Source organism: Haloferax massiliensis (assembly GCF_001368915.1).
Lineage (GTDB): Archaea > Halobacteriota > Halobacteria > Halobacteriales > Haloferacaceae > Haloferax > Haloferax massiliensis.
Genome location: NZ_CSTE01000005.1, coordinates 15,326 through 33,911, shown reverse-complemented (window position 1 = coordinate 33,911; position 18,586 = coordinate 15,326). Strand labels below are relative to the sequence as shown.

Below are 18,586 nucleotides of genomic sequence, written 5' to 3'. Positions count from 1 at the left end.
TCAGCCGAGGTTGAGGTTCACGTTCTTCGCCTGCGTGAACTCGCGGACGGCCTCCGCTCCCTGCTCGCGGCCGTGACCGCTCTGTTTCGTGCCGCCGAAGGGCGTCTGCGGGAACGTCACCGGGTACTCGTTGACGCTGACCATTCCGTAGTCGAGCGCGTCGGCGACGCGGTGGGCGCGAGAGAGCCCCTCGGTCCAGATGCCGGCGAGAAGCCCGTACGGCGAGTCGTTGGCGAGTTCGATTGCCTCCGTTCGGTCCGAGAACTCGGTGACGACGAGGACCGGGCCGAATATCTCCTCGCGGGCCACGGTCATGTCGTTCGTCACGTCGGTGAGAACCGTCGGCTCCACGAAGTAGCCGGTGTCTTTGTCCTCGGGGACGCCCCCGCCGCAGGCGACGGTCGCGCCCTCCTCGACGCCGAGGGAGATGTACTCCAACACGTCCTCGCAGTGGGACTCGCTGACGACCGGCCCCATCCGGCCGTCGTCGTCGATGCCGGAGCCGAGCGGGGTCGACTCGGCGCGCGCGACGATTCGCTCGACGAGGTCGTCGGCCACGTCCTCGTGGACGAGCAGGCGCGACCCGGCCCAGCACATCTGGCCGGCGTTCATGAAGATACCGTAGTGGACGCCCTTGGCGGCGGCGTCGAGGTCGGCGTCGGGGAAGACGACGTTGGGGCCCTTCCCGCCGAGTTCGAGCGTGACCCCGGACACGTTGGCCGCGGCGTCGGCCATGACGTCCGTGCCGATTTCGGTGCTGCCGGTGAAGGTGACGTGCGCCACGTCGGGGTGCGACGCGAGCGCCGACCCCGCCTCGGACCCGCGTCCGGGAACCACGTTCACCACGCCGTCGGGGAGGCCGGCTTCCTCGGCCGCGAGGCCGTAGTAGAGCGCCGAAAGCGGCGTCTGACTGGAGGGCTTTACCACCGCCGTGTTGCCGCAGGCGAGCGCCGGCGCGAGACTGCGCCCCGCGAGTTGGAACGGGTAGTTCCACGGGACGATGTGTCCGGTGACGCCGAGCGGTTCGCGGGTCGTGTAGTTGACGCGCTGGCCGGGGACGGGGTTGTACTCGCCGGTCACCTTGTCGGTCCATCCGGCGTAGTAGCGGAAGGTGTCAATAACCATCTGGACCTCCATACCGGCCTCGAACGGCGTCTTGCCGTTATCGTGGGACTCGACGAGCGCTATCTCGTCTTTCTGCGCCTCGATGAAGTCGGCCATCGCGCGCAGTTTCTCGCCGCGCTCGGCCGCGCTCGTGGTCTCCCACTCGCCGCCGCGAGCGCCCGCCGAGTTCGCCGCCCGCACCGCGGCGTCGATGTCCGCCTCGCCCGCGCGGGCGACTTCGGCGTACGGCGCTTCGGTCGCCGGGTCGCGCGTCTCGATGGTCTCGTCCGATGCCGCGGCTACCCAGTCTCCGTCGATGTAGAGACTGGTCGGGCCACTGTATTCCATTACGAAATACCCCTTTTCGCGCGAGATATTAACTATTTTTGATTACTGACTCTGCGACGGGCGGAGAACTCAACCGGTTTTGTAGACTCCCCTCGCGGTCGCCACGTGATTCCCGTCCGTCGCGTACACGTCCACATCCACGGTTCCCACGTCGCCGCCGAGTCGAACCACGTCAGCCTCGGCGCGGAGGTCACCGGTCCCCGCGTTGAGATAGTCGATTCGCATGTCGATAGTCGGGACGGGCTGGTCGACCTCGCTGACGAGCGCCGCACCGCCGACCGTGTCCGCGAGGGTGAACGTCACGCCGCCGTGGGCCATCACCCGGTCGGCGTTCCACGACAGTTCCTCGCGCATCTCGATGCGGCCCTCCGCGTGCCCGTCTGCGGCCTCGGTGACTTCGACGCCCAAGAGCCGCGCGAACGGCATGCTCTCGAAGAACTCCTCGATGTCCATGCCACCAGTTCGCACAGGTGCGTTAAGTTCGTTTCGTCGGTCAGACGAGTCGCGGACGGACCTCGTCGCCGAGTCGGCGGACGCACTCGACCATCCGGTCGGTGCCGATGCCGGGGTGGTAGGTGCGGAAGATGAAGTGGATGTCGTCGCCGAGCGCGTCGCGGTAGCGGTCGAGCTCCGCGACCACGTCGTCGGGCGTGCCGAAGATGGCCTGTGCTTTGAGCTCCGCCCGGCGCTCGTCGGACAGTTCGGCGACCTCGTCGCCGGAGAATATCTCGGCGTACCGGCGCTGGAGGTAGAGGTAGCCGTCTCTCATCGCGTCCCACGCCTCGGTCTTCGAGTCGCCGACGAAACCGTGTTGGAGGACGTATATCGTGAACTCACCGTCGAGTCCCTCGGCCTCCCGGACGCTCCAGACGTCCTCGACGCGCTTGCGCACGCCGTCGAGGGAGAGCGACGACGGCGCACACCACGCGTCCGCCGTCCGGGCCGCCCGGCGAACCGCGGGCTTGGCCGCGCCACCGAGCATGAGGGGTACGTCGTGTGCCGGTTTGGGCGTCACGTCGACACCGATCGCACCCTCGTGAAACGGCGACTCGTGCGTTATCGGACCGTCTGACCACGCGTCGCGGAGGAGGGAGACGGCGTCGGCGAGACGGTCGACGCGCTCGTCTCGCGGAACGCCGAAGGCGTCGAACTCGCGGGGGTTCGAACCGATTGCGAGGCCGAGCGTCGTTCGTCCGCCCGAGATGAGGTCGACCGTCGCCGCGTCCTCTGCGAGCCGAATCGGGTCGTACAGCGGCGCGAGCGCGATACACGTCCCGAGTTCGACCGACTCGGTCGACGCCGCGAGCGCCCCGAGCGCGGGCATCGTCCCCGAGAGGTAGCCGTCCGGCATGAAGTGGTGTTCGGACACCCAGGCGCTGTCGAGGCCCGCGTCGTCTATCTCCCGCCCGAGCGTCAGCATCTCGTCGTACAGGTCGGCCATCGGCCGGTCGTCGTCCGGCCGCCGCTGGCAGGTGAACAGCCCCGTCCCGAGTTTCATGACTCTGAGTTCGCACCTTAGCTATTAATAGTTAGGAACACGGGGTTCGTCGGAGATGAGTCCCGAGGACTCGGCAGCCTCGGATTCGACGACTGCGACCGCGACGGAGCCAGCGCCGCCGGCCGCGCGCGTCGACGGGGAGTCGTTTCTGACGACCTTCCTCGACGAGCACGGCCCCGGTCTCCACCACGTCACGCTGGAGGTGTCGGACATCGACGCGATGGTCGCCGCCCTCGACGCCGCGGGCGAGCGTGTCGTGGGGGACGCGGTGGAAGACGGCTGGACCGAGGCGTTCGTCTCGCCGCGAAACCCGACCGGCGCGCTCTTTCAGTTGATGGAGTACCACGACGACTACGGCGAGAAGGGGGCCGACGACGCGTTGTTCGTGCGCGGCGAGCGGTTAGATTCGTGAGTCTCCGGGTCGGGAAGCCGCCTTACTCCGCGGCCGACTTCGTCTTGATGAGGAACTTCATGTCGCCTTCGAGAACGACCGTGTCGTCCTGCTTCGTCATCTCGATTTCGAGGACGACCAAGCCGGCGTCGTCCCGGCTCCCGAGGTTCTTCCGCTCCGAGACGACCATCGTCTGCGAGAGCGTGTCACCGATGAACACCGGGTTCGGCAGGTCCATGTAGTTCATCCCGAGGAAGGCGATGGCGGTGCGCTCGACGATGCCCGACCGGTACACGAAGCCGGTCGACTGGACGAACGTCATCGGCCCGTGGGCGATTCGCTGGCCGAACTGGGTGTCTTCCGCGTACTCGCTGTTCGTGTGGAGTTCGGTCCAGTCGCCCGAGAGCGCGGAGTGCATCATGAAGTCCGCCTCGGTGACGGTGCGACCGACGCTCTGGAACTCTTTGCCCTCCTCGAAGTCCTCGAAGTAGTGCGGTTCGTAGCTGTATGCCATACCTCACCGTCACCGCCATCAGATAAAGTAGTTTACATACCTATCTTTCCTGACAGTCGATGCCTACTTGGGGAGCGCAGGACGACGTGTGGTCGCATGTCGGAGCAAGACGACTACGCGGAGATACGGGAACGCGCCTCGAACGACCCCTACTGCGGGCGCGTCGGCATCGACCTCGCCGAGGTCGGCGACGGATACGCGGAGACGACGCTGACCGTGGCCGAAGACCACCTGAACTTCCACGGGACGCCCCACGGGGGCGCGGTGTACAGCCTCGCGGACGCGGCCTTCGCGGCCGCCTCGAACAGCCACGGCGACGCCGCGTTCGCGCTGGAGACGAACATCTCGTACCTCGCGGCCGCCGAGGTGGGCGAAACGCTCCGCGCGGTCGCCGAGGAGACGCATCTCGGGGGACGGACCGCGGAGTACGAGGTCGTCGTCTCCGGCGGGGACGGCGAGCGAATCGCGACCTTTCGGGGGCGCGTCTACAAGCCCGGCGGTCGGTGACGACGCGCGTTACTGGCCGCGGTGGTCGTAGACGCGCTGGACCTTTCCGACCTCGGTGCGCGCGATGTCGCCGTACTCGACGAGGTTCAGTTCATCGGGCGTAAACGAGAGCACGTTCGAGAGCCGCTTTCGAATCCGCCCTTCGAGGTCCGACAGCGACCCGTCGAACTCCTCGACCAGTTCGACCGTGATTTCGACCCGGTCGAGGCTCCCCTCGCGGCGGAGGTCGATGCGGTAGTGCGGCGCGATTTGGTCGAATTCGAGGACGACCGACTCGACCTCGCTCGGGTAGAAGTTCACGCCGCGGACGATTATCAGGTCGTCCGACCGGCCCGTGATGTTGTCCATGCGGACGCAGGTTCGGCCGCACTCGCAGGTGCCGTAGTCCAGCGTAGTCAGGTCGCCCGTGCGATATCGGAGAACCGGCAGCGCGTCCTTCGCGAGAGTCGTCAACACGAGCTCTCCCTCCTCGCCTTCCTCGACGGGGTCGCCCGTGTTCGGGTCGACCACCTCGGGGTAGAAGTAGTCCTCCCAGATGTGCAGGCCGTCCTGCGCTTCGCACTCGACGGAGACGCCGGGGCCGACGATTTCCGAGAGGCCGTAGATGTCGATGCCGGTCACGCCGAGTCGCTCTTCGATTTCGTTTCGCATCGGTTCGGTGCAGGGCTCCGCGCCGAAGATAACCGTCCGAAGCGGCAGGTCGCGGACGTCGATGCCCATGTCGTCTGCGACCTCGGCGAGATAGAGCGCGTACGACGGGGTACACGCGATGACGTCGCTTCCGAGGTCGGAGAGCAGTTCCACCTGTCTTTGGGTGTTGCCGCCGCCGATGGGGATGACCGTCGCGCCGAGCGCTTCGACGCCCTGGTGGAGGCCGAGGCCGCCGGTGAACAGGCCGTAGCCGTAGGCGTTCTGCACCACGTCGCCCGGGCCGACGCCGGCCGCGACGAGACACCGCGCGACGGCCTTGCTCCACACATCGAGGTCCTCGCGGGTGTAGCCGACGATTTTGGGCTTGCCGGTCGTGCCCGACGACGCGTGGACGCGAATCACGTCGTCCATGTCGACCGCGAACATCCCCGTGGGGTAGTGGTCGCGGAAGTCCTCTTTCGTCGTGAACGGCAGTTTCGACAGGTCTTCGACGCTCTCGATGTCCGCGGGCGAGAGTCCGGCCTCGTCGAACGTCTCGCGGTAGAACTCGACGTTCTCGTACGCGTTCCGAACCGTCTCCCGCAGGCGACCGTCCTGCACCTCGCGGAGTTCCTCCCGCGAGGCGGTCTCCATGCTATCGAATACCATATACGTTTGAAGTCGATGATAGAATATGATAAAAATGGTGCGGTCGCCCGACCGCACTGTGGGGCGAACCTATTTCGCGAGGGATACGTAATCGACTATCATGCGAGACGTATACATCGTCGGAGCGGGCCAATCGAAGTACGGCGCGTTTCCGGACGAGAGCTATCGGTCGCTGTTCGCGACCGCGTTCGAGGAGGCGCTGGGGAGCGCCGGCGGCGTCGAGGCGGCCGATATCGACGAGGCCGTCGTCGGGTCGCTCGGCGTCGGCGGGCGGCAACTCGGCTTATCGGGGCCGGCCGTGACGGAGCACGTCGGCCTCCACGGCGTCCCCTGTTCCCGAATCGAAAACGCCTGCGCCGCGAGCGGCTACGCGGTCAGACAGGCGGTGCAGGCGGTCAAAAGCGGGATGGCGGACGTGGCCCTCGCGGGCGGCTACGAGGTCATGACCGACATGAGCGGCGACGTGGCGAAGTACTGGCTCGGCGTCAGCGGCGAGACGGAGTGGGAGCGGCTCACCGGGACGACGTTCGCGGGCGTCTACGCCCAGATGGCCTCGGCGTACCTCGACGCCTACGACGCCTCGCCGGACCACTTCTCGAAGGTCGCGGTGAAGAACCACGCGAACGGCGCGAAGAATCCGAAGGCGCATCTCGGCTTCGAGTGCTCGCTGGACGACGCGCGGAACGCGCCCGTCGTGGCCGACCCGCTGAACCTCTATCACTGCTGTCCGACCTCCGACGGCGCGGCCGCGGTTCTCGTCGCCAGCGAGGACGTTGCCAGCGCGTGCGACGACGCGGTCCGCGTCGCGGGCGTGGGTGCCGCCTCCGAGCGCGTCGGCCTGTTCCAGCGCGACAGCTACACCGCCGTCGAATCGTCCGAGCGGGCCGCCGCGGCCGCCTACGAGATGGCCGGTCTCGGCCCCGACGACGTGGACTTCGCGGAGGTCCACGACTGCTTCGCCATCGCCGAACTGCTGGCGTACGAGGACCTCGGCTTCTGCGAGCGTGGACACGCGCCCGAACTGGTCGACTCCGGGGCGACCGAACTCGGCGGCGACCTGCCCGTCAATCCCTCCGGCGGCCTGAAATCGAAGGGTCACCCCATCGGCGCGACGGGCGCGGGGCAGGTCGTGGAGGCGTTCAAACAACTCACCGGGCGGGCCGGTGACCGGCAAGTCGCGGGCGCGAGCGTCGGCCTCACCCACAACGTCGGCGGGTCCGGCGGTGCCGCCGTCGTCCACGTCCTCGAAGGAGGTGCGCTATGAGCGCCGACGGCTCGGCCCGAGCGACCCTCGGAATCGCCGGCGTCGGCGCGTACGTCCCCAGATTCTATCTCCCCGCGTCGGCCTACCGCGAGGCGTGGGACAAAGGCGGCGCACCGGGCGTCGACCGGGTCGCCGTCGCCGACGCCGACGAAGACACACTGACGATGGCGACCGAGGCGGGCGGGCGCGCACTCGCCGCGGCCGGGGTGGACGCCGGCGACATCGACCATCTCGCCCTTGCGACCACGACGCCGCCGAACGACGAGGAAGAAAGCGCGGTCCGGCTGGCCTCGCTCCTCGGCGTCGACCCGTCGGTTCCGACCCGGCAGTTCGGCGGGAGCACCCGCGCCGGCGCGGTGGCGCTATCGGCGACGGTCGAGGCGACCCGAGGCTCGGGCGCAGGTTCGGGTTCGGGAACGGGGACGGGGACGGGGACGGTTGGCCCGAGGCTCGTCATCGTCGCCGACAGCCCGCGAGGGGCGCCCGAAAGCGACGAGGCGGCCGGTGCCGGGGCGGGGGCGGCCGCGCTCGTCCTCGCCGAAGACGGACCGCTCGTCATCGACGCCGTGGGCGAGTTCGGTGACCCCGCACCCGGTACGCGGTTCCGAGGGTTCGGGAGCGCCGAGACGGAGTCCATCGGCGTCACGCAGTACGAACGCGACGCCTACACGCGGGCGGTCGGCGGGGCGGTCGAGGCCCTCGGTATCGACGTCGCCGAACTGGACCCCGACGCCGTGGCGCTCACCGCGCCGAACGGGAAACTCCCGTACCGCGCGGCCAACGCGCTCGACGTCGAACCGGCGCGAATCGCGGCCGGGACCGTCGTCTCGCGAACCGGTGACGCCGGCGTCGCGGGGCCGGTTCTCGGACTCGCGTCGGCGCTCGACTCCGCGGGCGACGCGGGAGCCGACAAGTCGGACAGTCGGTCCCCCGCGACCTCGGTACTCCTCGTCGGCTACGGCGGCGGCGCGGGAGCGACCGCGCTCGCGCTCAGCACGGAAACGACAGACACCAACGCCGCCGCCAGTTCCGTCGTCCCGGTCGAGGCCGCCCTCGACGGCGACGTGGAGCTCACCTACGCGGAGGCGCTCCGGCGGCGCGGGACTATCACCGGCGGGGAGCCGGCGGGGGGGGGCGCGTACGTCAGCGTGCCGACGTGGAAGCGGACGATTCCGCAGCGCCACCGCCTCGTCGCCGGCGAGTGCGCCGAGTGCGGGGCGCTCTCGTTCCCGCCGGAAGGGGCGTGTGTCGACTGCGGGTCGCTCGCGGGCTACGACGACGTGACGCTCCCCGGAACGGGGGTCGTCGAGGCCGCGACCGCCATCGGACAGGGGGGCGCGCCGCCGGAGTTCGTCGAGCAACAGCAGCGGGCCGGATCGTTCCCGGTCGCCGTCGTCGCCTTCGACGGGCCGGGCGGCGAGGGCGGCGAGACCGCCGGCCGAGTCGTGAGCGCACCCGCACAGGTCGTCCACTCGCCCGCCGGAACGCCCGCGATCGGCGACCGCGTCGAGGCCGTCCCGCGCCGCATCTACGAGCAGGAGGGCGTCGTCAGGTACGGCTTCAAGGTCGTCCCGACCGAGGCGCGGCGGGAGTAATCGGCCGGGGCCGCGGGAGCAGAACCGGGTCACCGACACCGAAACGAGGGCAAACGATTATGATGGTTCCCGAACCCCTTTCGGTGATGCAAGTGAGTGTACTCGGCGCGGGAACCATGGGTCACGGCATCGCGCAGGTGGCCGCGATGGCCGGTCACGAGGTGACGATGCGCGACATCGAAGCGGCGTACGTCGACGACGGACTGGACGCCATCGAGTCGAATCTCCGGGGCGGGGTCGACCGAGACAAGGTGACGCCCGACGAGATGGCGGCGACGCTCGACCGGCTTTCGGGGACGACCTCGCTGGAGGCGGCCGTCACCGACGCCGACCTCGTCGTCGAGGCGGTTCCCGAGGATATGGAACTCAAGCGCGAGACGGTCGCGGAGGTCGAGTCCCTCGTCGACGACGACGCCGTCATCGCGTCGAACACGTCGTCGCTCTCCGTGACCGAGATACTGAGCGCCCTCGAACGTCCCGAACGCGGCCTCGGGCTCCACTTCTTCAACCCGGTTCACATCATGGGGCTCGTCGAGGTCGTCGTCGCGGAACAGACGAGCGAATCGACGCTGGCGTTCGCCACCGAGTTCGTCGAGGGCATCGACAAGACGGCCGTCGAGGTCGGTGACTCGCCCGGCTTCGCCTCCTCGCGGCTCGGTGTCGCCCTCGGCGTCGAAGCCATGCGCATGGTGCAGGAGGGCGTCGCGTCGCCCGCGGACATCGACACCGCGATGGAGCTCGGGTACAACCACCCGATGGGGCCGCTCGAACTCGGCGACGTGGTCGGCCTCGACGTTCGCCTCGGCATCCTCGAATACCTGCGCGAGGAACTGGGCGAGCGCTTCCGCCCGCCGCAGATTCTCAAGCGAAAGGTCCGCGCCGGCAAGCTCGGCAAGAAGACCGGTGAGGGCTTCTACGTCTGGGAGGACGGCGAAATCGTCGGCGCGTCCGAGGACGTGATGGACCGATGAGTGGTGACGAGCCGAGTGTCGACGACCGAGAGACGGGTGGCCCCCGAGCTGACGGCGGACCGTCGACCGTCGAGTCGGTCGCCGCCGAGTGCGAGACGGTCGACGCCGTCGTCGGCGACCGCGTCGAGGGCGTCGTCACCGTGACGCTGAACCGCCCCGACGCGCGGAACGCGCTCAACGCGACGCTCCGGGCAGAACTCAAGCGCGTCCTCGACGCCATCGAGGACAGCGACGCCCGCGTCGTCGTCCTCACCGGGTCCGACGAGGCGAAGGCGTTCGTCGCCGGCGCGGACGTGAAAGAGCTCCGAGAGCGCGATATGCTCGAACAGCGCGAGGCGAGCAAGCGACCGCGAGTGTACGAGCGCGTCGACGACCTCCGACAGCCGGTCATCGCCCGCGTGAACGGCCACGCCCTCGGCGGCGGCTGCGAACTGATGCAGGCCTGCGACGTGCGCATCGCCCACGAGCGGACGAAACTCGGCCAACCCGAAATCAACCTCGGCATCATGCCCGGCGGGGGCGGCACCCAGCGACTCGCGCGTCTCGTCGGCGAGGGACACGCCATGCGACTCATCCTGACGGGCGAGCTCATCTCCGCCGAGGAGGCCGCGGACATCGGCCTCGTGGAGGAGGTCCACGGCGACGATACCTTCGACGACCGAGTGTACGAACTCGCAGAGCTGATGGCGACGAAGAGCCCCGTGGCCCTGGAGTTCGCCAAGAAGGCCGTCAAGGCCGCGTCGCGGACGGACCTCGAACAGGGCATCGAGTACGAGGCAGAACTGTTCGCCCAGCTGTTCGGCTCGCCAGACAAGGACGAGGGTATCGACGCGTTCTTCGAGGACCGCGAACCCGAATGGCACGAGCGCGAGCGATAGACTCCTCGACCGCGTCGTTCGAACTGCTCGAACGGCTTCGGAACCGCCGCGACCGTCAGACGAGAACTCACAGCGCAGGCACGAGAGCTAGTTTCACGACGCGAACACGTCTCTGAGAGCGACCCACCCGCGAGCGAGGCCGAATCGGGGGACGCAGCGGTGGTGGACCGAGCGTTCCGTCCTCTCGAACGCGAGTCAGTAATCGAGTTACGCCGCCGTGTCGGCAGTCGCTATCGAGACCGTCTCGCGCTCGAACGAACACCGAGTCTCGAATTACGGATGAACGGCGGTTTCGAGACGAGCGAGGCCCAGCGACGACGTGTCCGGTCCACAGGACAGCAGACGGATGGTTCGTCTCCCACGCCACAGTCCGTGACAGGTTTAATTTTGTAATTGCTCGCGTTCCCACCGCGACAGTCTACGATAGGATAATAAGTGTATAACCACAATATGTTCGAGCAGTTCGAACAGCAATTGTCGGATTGAATCGTCGTCTCAGCGCCTCGAAAGCGTGAATCTCGGACTTCGAACGAGAGAACGTCCGCTGAGTGAGTTCGAACGGTTCGAACGAACGTTCCGCATACTCGGTTCGCCGGCGGGACGAGACACCGGGTCAGGAGAAGTTGAGGTTGATCTCGACCTCGTTGGCCGCGCCGAGGAGGAGGTCCGCGAGGTCGCCGGTCAGTCGGTCACCTCGAAGCCGGTTCGAGGGCCCCGAGATGCTTATCGCCCCGACTGGGTGGCCCTCGTTGTCGGTGACGGCGACGCCGACAGCGTGGAGTTTCGGGACGATTTCCTCGCGATTGAGCGCGAATCCGCGCTCGCGAATCGTCGCCAGTTCCTCGAAGAGCGCGTCCGAGTCGGTTATCGTCTGCGGCGTCTTCGCCGGGAGGCCGTGTCGGTCGACGATGTCGCGGACGCGCTCGTCCGAGAACGCCGACAGGATGGCCTTGCCCGCGGCGAGTTGGTGGAGGTACGAGCGCGTCCCCTCCCGCGCTGGCGTCCGCACCGAGTGCGCGCCGGCCGCGCCGTAGAGGTGGAACCCGCGGCCCTGCTCTTCCGTGACGCACCACACTTTCTCGCCGGTCTGCTCGGCGAGTTCGTCCAGTTTCGGCTTGGCCACCTCGTACAGTTGGTGCTGGTCGCGCGCGTAGATGCCGAAGTCGAGGAGCCGAAGGCCGACCCGGTAGCCGTCGTCGTCGGGGACGACGAACCCCTCGCGTTCGAGCGTCTTCAGGTGCCGGTGGACTGTGCTCTTGGCCAATCCGAGCTCCGAGGCGATCCCCGTCGGCCCCATCGGTCCCCCCGATTTGAGCTGTTCGAGGATACCGAGCGACGTGGCGGCGGTCGTCACCGGTCGGCGCTGTTCGTCGTCTGTCATCACCCATCTTTGGTGTTCATTCGTGATAAATCTGTTCGAATGATTCGAACGTCAGTTCCATTCACTCGAACGCCCTTGACGGCCGCTCGAACCGCGAGTCGGCGATAGAGCAAAGTAGCGTCCGATTGGATAGCGAACGTGCATGATTAAATTGGTGAATATGCTCGTCCGGGACGACGACTACACGCACGAGGAGTTCGTCGAGCGGTGGCGTGGGAGCCACGCGGACCTCGCGAGGGAGCTTCCGGGGCTCGTGAAGTACGCGACGAGCGTCCCGACCGACCCCGAGCGGTCCGAGTACGACGGCATCGTCGAACTCTACTTCGAGGACATGGCCGCTCTGAAGGCGGCGTTCGACTCCGAGGTCGGCCAGCGCGTGAACGCCGACGCGTCTTCGTTCGCCGACGTGGAACGGGGACCGACGCTCTACGTCGAGGAGACGGTCCACCTCGACAGGTCCTGAATCCATGAACACGAGCGAACGGCTCGTCGAGAGCCTCGAACGGCTCGGCGTCGAGCGAATCTTCGGCTATCCCGGCGGCCGCGTCATCGAACTGTTCGACCTGCTTCCCGAGTCGGACATCGACCTCGTGCGCCCCCGCGACGAGCGCGAGGCGAGCGTCATGGCCGAGATGCACGGTCGGTTGACGGGCGAACCGGGCGTCCTCGCCGGACAGGGACCGTGGATAGGAAGCCTCGGCCTCATCGGGCAGATGGAGGCGCGCCTCGCCTCGTCGCCGATGGTCGTCATCACCGAGGCCTCCGAGCGCGGGAACTACTCGACGCTCGCGCCTTACCAGCAGTCCCGCGGCGACTACGGCGGCCTCGAACTCCCGAAGATTCTCGACGCCGTGACGAAGGAACACTGGTTCCCGCGGACCTCGACCGAGACGGTTCGGAGCCTCCAACTCGCGTTCAAACACGCCGTCGCGGGTCGCCCCGGCCCGACGGCGGTCATCCTCGACGGCGACGCCGTCACCAAACCGTACCCGGACGAGTCCGTACCGCCGGTCTGGGACGACGAGGCACAGACCAGAACGTGGACCGCCGCGCCGACGGCGCGCGACCTCGCCGCCGCCGCCGAGGCGCTCGACGCGGCCGAGCGACCGGTCATCGTCTCAGGCAACGGCGTCCACGCGTCCGGCGCGTACGACGAACTCGCGGCGGTCGCCGAGGCCTACGAAGCCGCGGTCGTCACCTCCTACCTCGGGAAATCGACGTTCCCCGAGACGCACCGTCTCGCCGGCGGCGTCATCGGCTCGTTCGGTCACGAGGGCGCGAACCGACTCGTCAGCGAGGCCGACGCGCTCCTCGTCGTCGGCTGTCGCATGAACCCGATGGACACGAACTGGCAGGCCCCCGACTTCATCCGCCCCGACGAGCAGACGATTATCCACGCCGATATCGACCCGCGGAACGCCGGCTGGGTCTACCCCGCCGACGTGGGACTCGTCGGCGACGCGTCCGAATCGCTGCGCGAACTCGCGGCCGCCGGGGGAGCCGACAACGACTGGGCCGAAGACCGGGCGCGCGAGGCCCGCGAGTCGTTCCACGCGCCCGAGTGCGAGTCGGACGCCGCGCCAATCCTACCCCAGCGGGCCGTCAAGGAAATCGAGAACGTCGTCGACGAGGACACCATCGTCACCGCCGACTCCGGTAACAACCGCTTTTGGTTACTCAACTACCTCCAGACGCCGGCGGTTCGGACCTACTTCGGCTCCGGCGGCGTCGGCGGCATGGGCTGGGCGACCCCCGCCGCGGTCTCGGCCGCGCTGGCGACCGACAAGCGCGTCGTCGGCGTCGCGGGCGACGGCGGCTTCGCCATGACGATGACGAGCGTCGAGACGGCGGTCGAACACGGCGTCGCGCCGACGTTCGTCGTCCTCAACGACACCAGCCTCGGGATGGTCCGACAGATGCAACGCGGCCCCGACGACATCGCGGGCGTCGAGTTCCACGACACGGACTTCGCGCGAGTCGCGGAGGCGTTCGGCGCGACGGGCGCCCGCGTCGAGACGCCGGACGAACTCGGTGACGCACTGGCCGACGCGAAGACGCACAGCCTCCCGACGGTCATCGACGCCCGCATCGACCGCAGTCAGGACATGGCCGCGACGCTCCAGTCGTCGTTCTACGCGTCGGTCGGGGGGCTCCACGAATAGCGCGCGGTGACGAGTCGGCCGTCGTCGGCCGCGCTCGGGAAACACTTTTCTCGCGCGCAGGTAGAACTACGAGGGCATGTCATCATCGACCGTGATGGTTACGGGCGGGACCGGTTTCATCGGCTCGTACGTCGCGTCGGACCTCGCCGCGGCCGACCACGACGTGGTCGCCTACGACCGCTCGACCGACCCGCACATCCTCGACAGACTCGGCGTCGCCGACGACGTGACGATACGCCGCGGCGACGTGACCGACCCGACTGACGTGTTCCGGGCGGTGCGAGAGACCGGCGCGACGCACATCGTCCACCTCGCGGCGCTCCTGACGACGACGGCGCGGGATAACCCGCGGGCCGCGCTCGACGTGAACGTCCAAGGGACGAACAACGTCTTCGAGGCGGCGCGCGCCCTCCCCGAGCAGGTCGAGCGCGTCGCGTGGGCGTCGTCGGCGGCGGTGTACGCCCCGCCCGCGAACTACGGCGGCGACTTCGTGACCGAGTCCGACCTCGTCTACCCCGATACGCTCTACGGGGCGACCAAGGAGTACAACGAGCATCAGGCCCGAGTGTACTACGAGGACTTCGGCGTCTCGCACGTCGCGCTCCGACCGACGGTCGCCTACGGCCCGTACCGCGAGACCGGTGGGTCCGCGTTCCTCGCGAACATCGTCGAAAAACCGGCGCTCGGCGAGCCCTTCAGCGTCGACTACGGCGACCAGGTCATCGACTGGCAACACGTCCGCGACATCGCGCAGGCGTTCCGCAAGGCGACGTTCGCGCCCGAAGACGACCTCACCCAACGCGTCTACAACGTCCGCGGGGAGTTGGCGACGATTCGCGAGGCCGCGGAGACGGTCCGGCGGCTCCTCCCCGACGCCGACCTCACGGTCTCCGACGAGGGCGAACTCCCGTGGACCCAGGAACTCGACATGACGAAGGCGCAAGCCGACCTCGGCTACGACCCGGAGTACGACCTCGAAGCCGGGTTCCGCGACTACCTCAACGTGCTTCGGAAGGAAAACGGGTTGGAGCCGGTCTGAGCCGAGACCCGACGGGCCAAGGTCCGACCGGCCGAAACGTCGCCGCGGAGCCGGTCACGGCCGCCGAACGTCGCCGGCACCCTCGGTCTCGGGACCGTCCAGCAGGTCGCGGATGTCGTCGGGCGACAGCAGGTCGACGAGGCTCTCGCCCGAGTCGTAGCGCTCGCGCTCGGCGGGCGTGAGATAGTCCGCGAGGTTGACGTGTTCGTACATCGGCGCGAGCTACGAAGGACGGGATAATAGCTGTGGTGACGATTGCCGCGGGAACTGCTGTCGCACTACTGCGTCTGGGAGTACTCTTCGACCCACTCCTGTAAGCTGATTCCCATCGCGGCCTGCGTGATGGCGTTCGAGGACGCCGAGTTCGCGCTCTTGACGAGTTCGGCTTCGAGCGTCCGGGTCGGAATCTCGCCGATGAAGTGGGGGATGGCCCGCTGGACCGCGAGCGGACAGCCGACCTCGTGGGCGAGGGCGTAGCCCGAAAGCGAGTGCGGAATCTCCCCGCTGGCGTACTCCGGGTTGGGGTCGTCGAGCACGTCGTCGTCGACGAAATCGACGTACTCGTAGCACTTGCCCACGTCGTGGAGGAGGCAGGCCGCGCGGACCACGTCGAACTCCGGGTCCGCGCCGTGGAAATCCCGCTGTTCCTCGGCGGCGCGGACGGCGATTCGCGTCACGCCGCGGACGTGCTCGACGTTCGTCACCTCGTGGATGTTCCACGCGTAGGGGATGTCTTCGATGTCGCGCCAACCGCCGCGGGCGAGACCGAGACACCAGGCCTCTCTGACCCGGTCGCGGAGGCCGTCGTCCTCGATGTCGTCGAGTTCGGGGAAGGCGGCCTCGACCTGCGCGCGGTAGTCGTGCGACATCGCTCAGCGGCCCCCACTCGCGTCTTTCTGAACCGTCTCGCGGCCGACGAACCGCGGGCGGTCCCCGATGGAGAGGAAGTTGTCAACGTCTTCGCGGGGCGCTTTCGCCTTCGGGTGGTCGGGGTCGTAGTCGCGCGAGGACTCGTGGCCGAGGCCCGCGCGGAGCGCGTCGAGGCTCTCGAAGTAGAGTTCTGCGACGCCGTCGAACTCGGCGCGTTCGGGGTCGGTCGGGACGACGCGGGCGTACCGGACCACGCCGGGAATCTCGCGGGCGAGAGGGACGTGGGTGTTCGCCCAGTGGTCGAGGAACTCGTCGTGGCTCATCCCGGCTTTGCGGACGAGAAACGCCGAGTGCTTGTAGAGGTCCGTCGTGTCGCCGCCGGTCTCGTCTTTCTCGACGACCTCTTCGCCGATGATTCGGGGGCGTCGCTCGACGTCGAGGAAGTTGTCCACGTCGGCTCTCGCCTCCCTTGCCTTCCCTTTGGCCGGGTCGTAGTCGCGAGACCCCTCGCTGCCGAGCGCGTCGTGGAGGGCGTCGAGGTCGTCGAAGTAGAGTTCCGCGAGACCGTCGAACTCGGAGGCCTCGGGGTCGACGGGGAGGACCGTCTGGTAGCGGACGACGCCCTCGATGTCGCGGGCGATGGGCGTGTGGTTGTCCTGCCAGTACGTGACGAACTCGTCGTGACTCATCCCCGCCTTGCGGACAAGCAGGGCTACGTGCTTGTACATGCGTACACCTGTCGATTCACGTATGAGACAATAAATCATGAGGTGTGTTCGCAACGCCCATCTACAACAAATTAATGTGATAGTCACGAGTGGTGGGCGTATGCCTTTCCACGAGCGGGGGTTCATGAGCGGGACCCGCGGGACGATGGCCGTCGACTGGGAACAGCGCATCGACGTAAAGCGGATGCGCGAGGAGCGGAAGGACCGCGCCCTCTCGCGGATGCGCGAGGCGGGCCTCGGGAGCATGCTCCTCATCGACGACCCGAACATCCGGTACGTGACCGGGTTGGCGATGACCGGCGGGTCGGGCGCGGACCACTACTCGCTGCTTCTGGAAGACGGCACGGTCGTCCACTGGGACACCGCCGACCACGCGAGCAACCAGCGGTACAACTGCCCGTGGCTGACCGACGTTCGCTACGCCTGTCCCGGACTGGGGAACGTCCCGCGGGCCTCCGGCCGCGACTCGGCCCGGTCGTTCCTCCTCGACAAGATGGCCCAGACCGTCGTCGACGCCCTCGATGAGTACGGCCTCGCGAACGAGGCGATGGGCATCGACACCGGCCACGCGGGACTGCTCGACGCCTTCGAATCGAAGGGCATCGACGCCCGGCCGGCCGAGTGCGCGGCGGTGATGGAGGACGCCCGAAAGACCAAGACCGAAGACGAAATCGAATGTCTGCGACAGGTCGCGGCCATCTGCGAGGCGGGCTTCCAGGCCATCGTCGAGAACGCGAAGCCGGGCGCGCGGGAGTCGGAGGTGTGGGGCGACGCCGTCCGCGAACTCTGGCGGCACGGCGCGATGGCGCAGGGCGGCTATCTCACGTCGGGGCCGAACACGTGGCCGAAGCACCAAGCGAACACGACGGACCGACTGATTCGCCCCGGCGACCTCGTCTACGCCGACTTCTACAACGTCGGCTACCTCGGCTACCGGTCGTGTTACTACCGGACCTTCTCGATGGGCGAACCGACCGACGAACAGCGCGACGCCTACGAGACGGCCCGCGACAACCTCTACGCCGTCCTCGACGAAATCGAGCCGGGGAAGACCACCGACGAAATCGCGGCGGCGTTCCCGGACATGGCGGGCGAACACGCCGACTGGTACGGCGCGGACGACCACTGGCAGTTGACGACCAACCACTGGGCCCACGGCCTCGGCCTCCAACTGTACGAAGTACCGCTCATCTGGCGCGGCCTCTCGCCGGACCACCCCATCGAAATCGAGGCGGGGATGACGATGGCCGTCGAGACACAGGAACCGGCGGGGAGACAGGGCGTCCGCGTCGAGGAGATGGTCGTCGTCCGCGACGACGGCGTCGAACTGCTCAGCCAGTGGCCCGTCGAGGAGATAACGGTTATCGATTACTGAACGTTGATATGTGTTTGTGGGATTTCTACAAATTTTACAAATTATGAAATTTGTCTCCTAGTTGCCCTCATCTTCTCGTACTATATTCAGATAGTACCCAAAGGCACTCCAAAATCAGCGTTTCGCCAATATCAAACACCAGACCAATCAGTTGTCTATAATGTCATCCGGCTCTGTTAACCACACCAGAATCTAACAGAATACGGGTGACACAGAGAGGGCGCGTTCAGCATCACCAAAGGACGTCAATCCAACCCGACGGACGCGTCCGCGTAGCATTGCAAACGACGGCCGGCGGAATCAGAATCGGCGTATGACAGAGATGGCGGCACTAACGGCGATGATACCACCAACAATTCCAACTGTGGCAAACAGGAAGAAGTGTTCGTTACCATCGGAAACGAAGTACCCAATATCAGCAAGTACAATCAGTGCGAGGGCATGAATCAACGTCTGGAGGTCCGTTTGGGTACGGATTGACTGGAGTTTTTCGGCCGTTTCGGAGGGCATACTGAAAAAGAGGGGCGAGCGTGTTTAGAAATTGTCCTTTTCACGTTTCATCTCGTACGCTGGATGCTGCGCGCTCTATTCAGCATGAACTCGACAAACACTCAGCGACTGCAGGCGTCAACAGTGCCAGAATAACTAATTCTCGCGTGTAA

At 67.2% G+C, this 18,586-nt stretch carries 20 protein-coding genes; 10 read left to right on the top strand and 10 right to left on the bottom strand.

The annotated features are described in order from the left end of the window. From BN996_RS16380 to BN996_RS16370, 3 genes are all read right to left on the bottom strand, one after another. Entirely contained in the window at positions 1 to 1,452 is a 1,452-nt protein-coding gene (locus BN996_RS16380) for an aldehyde dehydrogenase family protein (protein WP_089780853.1), read from the bottom strand. 69 nt (positions 1,453 to 1,521) lie between these two features. Then, a complete protein-coding gene (locus BN996_RS16375) occupies positions 1,522 to 1,905 on the bottom strand; it encodes a PaaI family thioesterase (protein ID WP_004978316.1) in 384 nt (127 codons plus the stop codon). Between the two features lie 40 nt (positions 1,906 to 1,945). Then, the gene (locus BN996_RS16370) at positions 1,946 to 2,950 is read right to left on the bottom strand and encodes an LLM class flavin-dependent oxidoreductase (RefSeq protein ID WP_089780851.1); all 1,005 of its coding nucleotides are present in this window, start codon (positions 2,948 to 2,950) and stop codon (positions 1,946 to 1,948) included. Between the two features lie 55 nt (positions 2,951 to 3,005). Here BN996_RS16370 and BN996_RS16365 point away from each other — a divergent pair, with 55 nt between their 5' ends. Then, entirely contained in the window at positions 3,006 to 3,362 is a 357-nt protein-coding gene (locus BN996_RS16365; RefSeq protein WP_089780849.1) for a VOC family protein, read from the top strand. A gap of 22 nt (positions 3,363 to 3,384) precedes the next feature. Here BN996_RS16365 and BN996_RS16360 read toward each other — a convergent pair whose 3' ends face one another. Next, positions 3,385 to 3,855 carry a MaoC/PaaZ C-terminal domain-containing protein gene (locus BN996_RS16360; protein WP_089780846.1) on the bottom strand — a complete coding sequence of 157 codons (471 nt, stop codon included), beginning with the start codon at positions 3,853 to 3,855 and terminating at the stop codon, positions 3,385 to 3,387. Between the two features lie 96 nt (positions 3,856 to 3,951). On the opposite strand from BN996_RS16360, the gene BN996_RS16355 reads away from it, so the two are divergent. Next, entirely contained in the window at positions 3,952 to 4,362 is a 411-nt protein-coding gene (locus tag BN996_RS16355; RefSeq protein WP_089780844.1) for a PaaI family thioesterase, read from the top strand. Positions 4,363 to 4,371: 9 nt separating this feature from the next. Here the strand turns inward: BN996_RS16355 and paaK are convergent, their stop codons facing one another. Further along, on the bottom strand, positions 4,372 to 5,661 hold the full coding sequence (paaK, locus tag BN996_RS16350; protein ID WP_089780842.1) for a phenylacetate--CoA ligase PaaK: 1,290 nt from the start codon (positions 5,659 to 5,661) through the stop codon (positions 4,372 to 4,374). A gap of 100 nt (positions 5,662 to 5,761) precedes the next feature. Between paaK and BN996_RS16345 the strand changes: the two genes are divergently transcribed. The 4 genes from BN996_RS16345 (at position 5,762) to BN996_RS16330 (ending at position 10,369) form a co-directional block, all read left to right on the top strand. Next, positions 5,762 to 6,925 carry a thiolase domain-containing protein gene (locus tag BN996_RS16345; RefSeq protein WP_089780840.1) on the top strand — a complete coding sequence of 388 codons (1,164 nt, stop codon included), beginning with the start codon at positions 5,762 to 5,764 and terminating at the stop codon, positions 6,923 to 6,925. Continuing rightward, positions 6,922 to 8,520 (top strand): zinc ribbon domain-containing protein, encoded by a 1,599-nt coding sequence (locus BN996_RS16340; protein WP_089780838.1) that lies wholly within the window; start codon positions 6,922 to 6,924, stop codon positions 8,518 to 8,520. The genes BN996_RS16345 and BN996_RS16340 overlap by 4 nt, the downstream gene beginning before the upstream one ends. An 86-nt stretch (positions 8,521 to 8,606) precedes the next feature. Continuing rightward, entirely contained in the window at positions 8,607 to 9,491 is an 885-nt protein-coding gene (locus BN996_RS16335; protein ID WP_089780835.1) for a 3-hydroxyacyl-CoA dehydrogenase family protein, read from the top strand. Continuing rightward, complete coding sequence (locus BN996_RS16330; protein ID WP_089780833.1) at positions 9,488 to 10,369, top strand: enoyl-CoA hydratase/isomerase family protein; 882 nt, start codon at positions 9,488 to 9,490, stop codon at positions 10,367 to 10,369. Before BN996_RS16335 ends, BN996_RS16330 begins: the two co-directional genes overlap by 4 nt. Before the next feature lie 613 nt (positions 10,370 to 10,982). Here the strand turns inward: BN996_RS16330 and BN996_RS16325 are convergent. After that, on the bottom strand, positions 10,983 to 11,750 hold the full coding sequence (locus BN996_RS16325) for an IclR family transcriptional regulator (protein WP_089780831.1): 768 nt from the start codon (positions 11,748 to 11,750) through the stop codon (positions 10,983 to 10,985). 160 nt (positions 11,751 to 11,910) lie between these two features. Between BN996_RS16325 and BN996_RS16320 the strand changes: the two genes are divergently transcribed. From BN996_RS16320 to BN996_RS16310, 3 genes are all read left to right on the top strand, one after another. Next, a complete protein-coding gene (locus tag BN996_RS16320; RefSeq protein ID WP_226908793.1) occupies positions 11,911 to 12,213 on the top strand; it encodes an EthD family reductase in 303 nt (100 codons plus the stop codon). 4 nt (positions 12,214 to 12,217) lie between these two features. Then, a complete protein-coding gene (locus tag BN996_RS16315) occupies positions 12,218 to 13,912 on the top strand; it encodes a thiamine pyrophosphate-binding protein (RefSeq protein ID WP_089780827.1) in 1,695 nt (564 codons plus the stop codon). A gap of 94 nt (positions 13,913 to 14,006) precedes the next feature. Next, on the top strand, positions 14,007 to 14,951 hold the full coding sequence (locus BN996_RS16310; RefSeq protein WP_193310973.1) for an NAD-dependent epimerase/dehydratase family protein: 945 nt from the start codon (positions 14,007 to 14,009) through the stop codon (positions 14,949 to 14,951). Positions 14,952 to 15,005: 54 nt separating this feature from the next. Here BN996_RS16310 and BN996_RS20250 read toward each other — a convergent pair whose 3' ends face one another. The 3 genes from BN996_RS20250 to BN996_RS16300 all read right to left on the bottom strand — a co-directional run bounded on the left by BN996_RS20250 (position 15,006) and on the right by BN996_RS16300 (position 16,549). Beyond that, positions 15,006 to 15,164 (bottom strand): DUF8027 family protein, encoded by a 159-nt coding sequence (locus BN996_RS20250; protein WP_167344157.1) that lies wholly within the window; start codon positions 15,162 to 15,164, stop codon positions 15,006 to 15,008. 65 nt (positions 15,165 to 15,229) lie between these two features. Then, positions 15,230 to 15,820 carry an HD domain-containing protein gene (locus tag BN996_RS16305; protein ID WP_089780823.1) on the bottom strand — a complete coding sequence of 197 codons (591 nt, stop codon included), beginning with the start codon at positions 15,818 to 15,820 and terminating at the stop codon, positions 15,230 to 15,232. Between the two features lie 3 nt (positions 15,821 to 15,823). Next, positions 15,824 to 16,549, bottom strand: a complete 726-nt coding sequence (locus tag BN996_RS16300; protein WP_089780821.1) for an EthD domain-containing protein — start codon at positions 16,547 to 16,549, stop codon at positions 15,824 to 15,826. A gap of 100 nt (positions 16,550 to 16,649) precedes the next feature. On the opposite strand from BN996_RS16300, the gene BN996_RS16295 reads away from it, so the two are divergent. Beyond that, positions 16,650 to 17,924, top strand: coding sequence for a M24 family metallopeptidase (locus BN996_RS16295; RefSeq protein WP_089780819.1), 1,275 nt, complete (start codon positions 16,650 to 16,652; stop codon positions 17,922 to 17,924). Between the two features lie 300 nt (positions 17,925 to 18,224). On the opposite strand, the gene BN996_RS16290 is transcribed toward BN996_RS16295, so the two are convergent. Beyond that, on the bottom strand, positions 18,225 to 18,434 hold the full coding sequence (locus tag BN996_RS16290; protein WP_050460302.1) for a hypothetical protein: 210 nt from the start codon (positions 18,432 to 18,434) through the stop codon (positions 18,225 to 18,227). Positions 18,435 to 18,586: the final 152 nt, after the last annotated feature.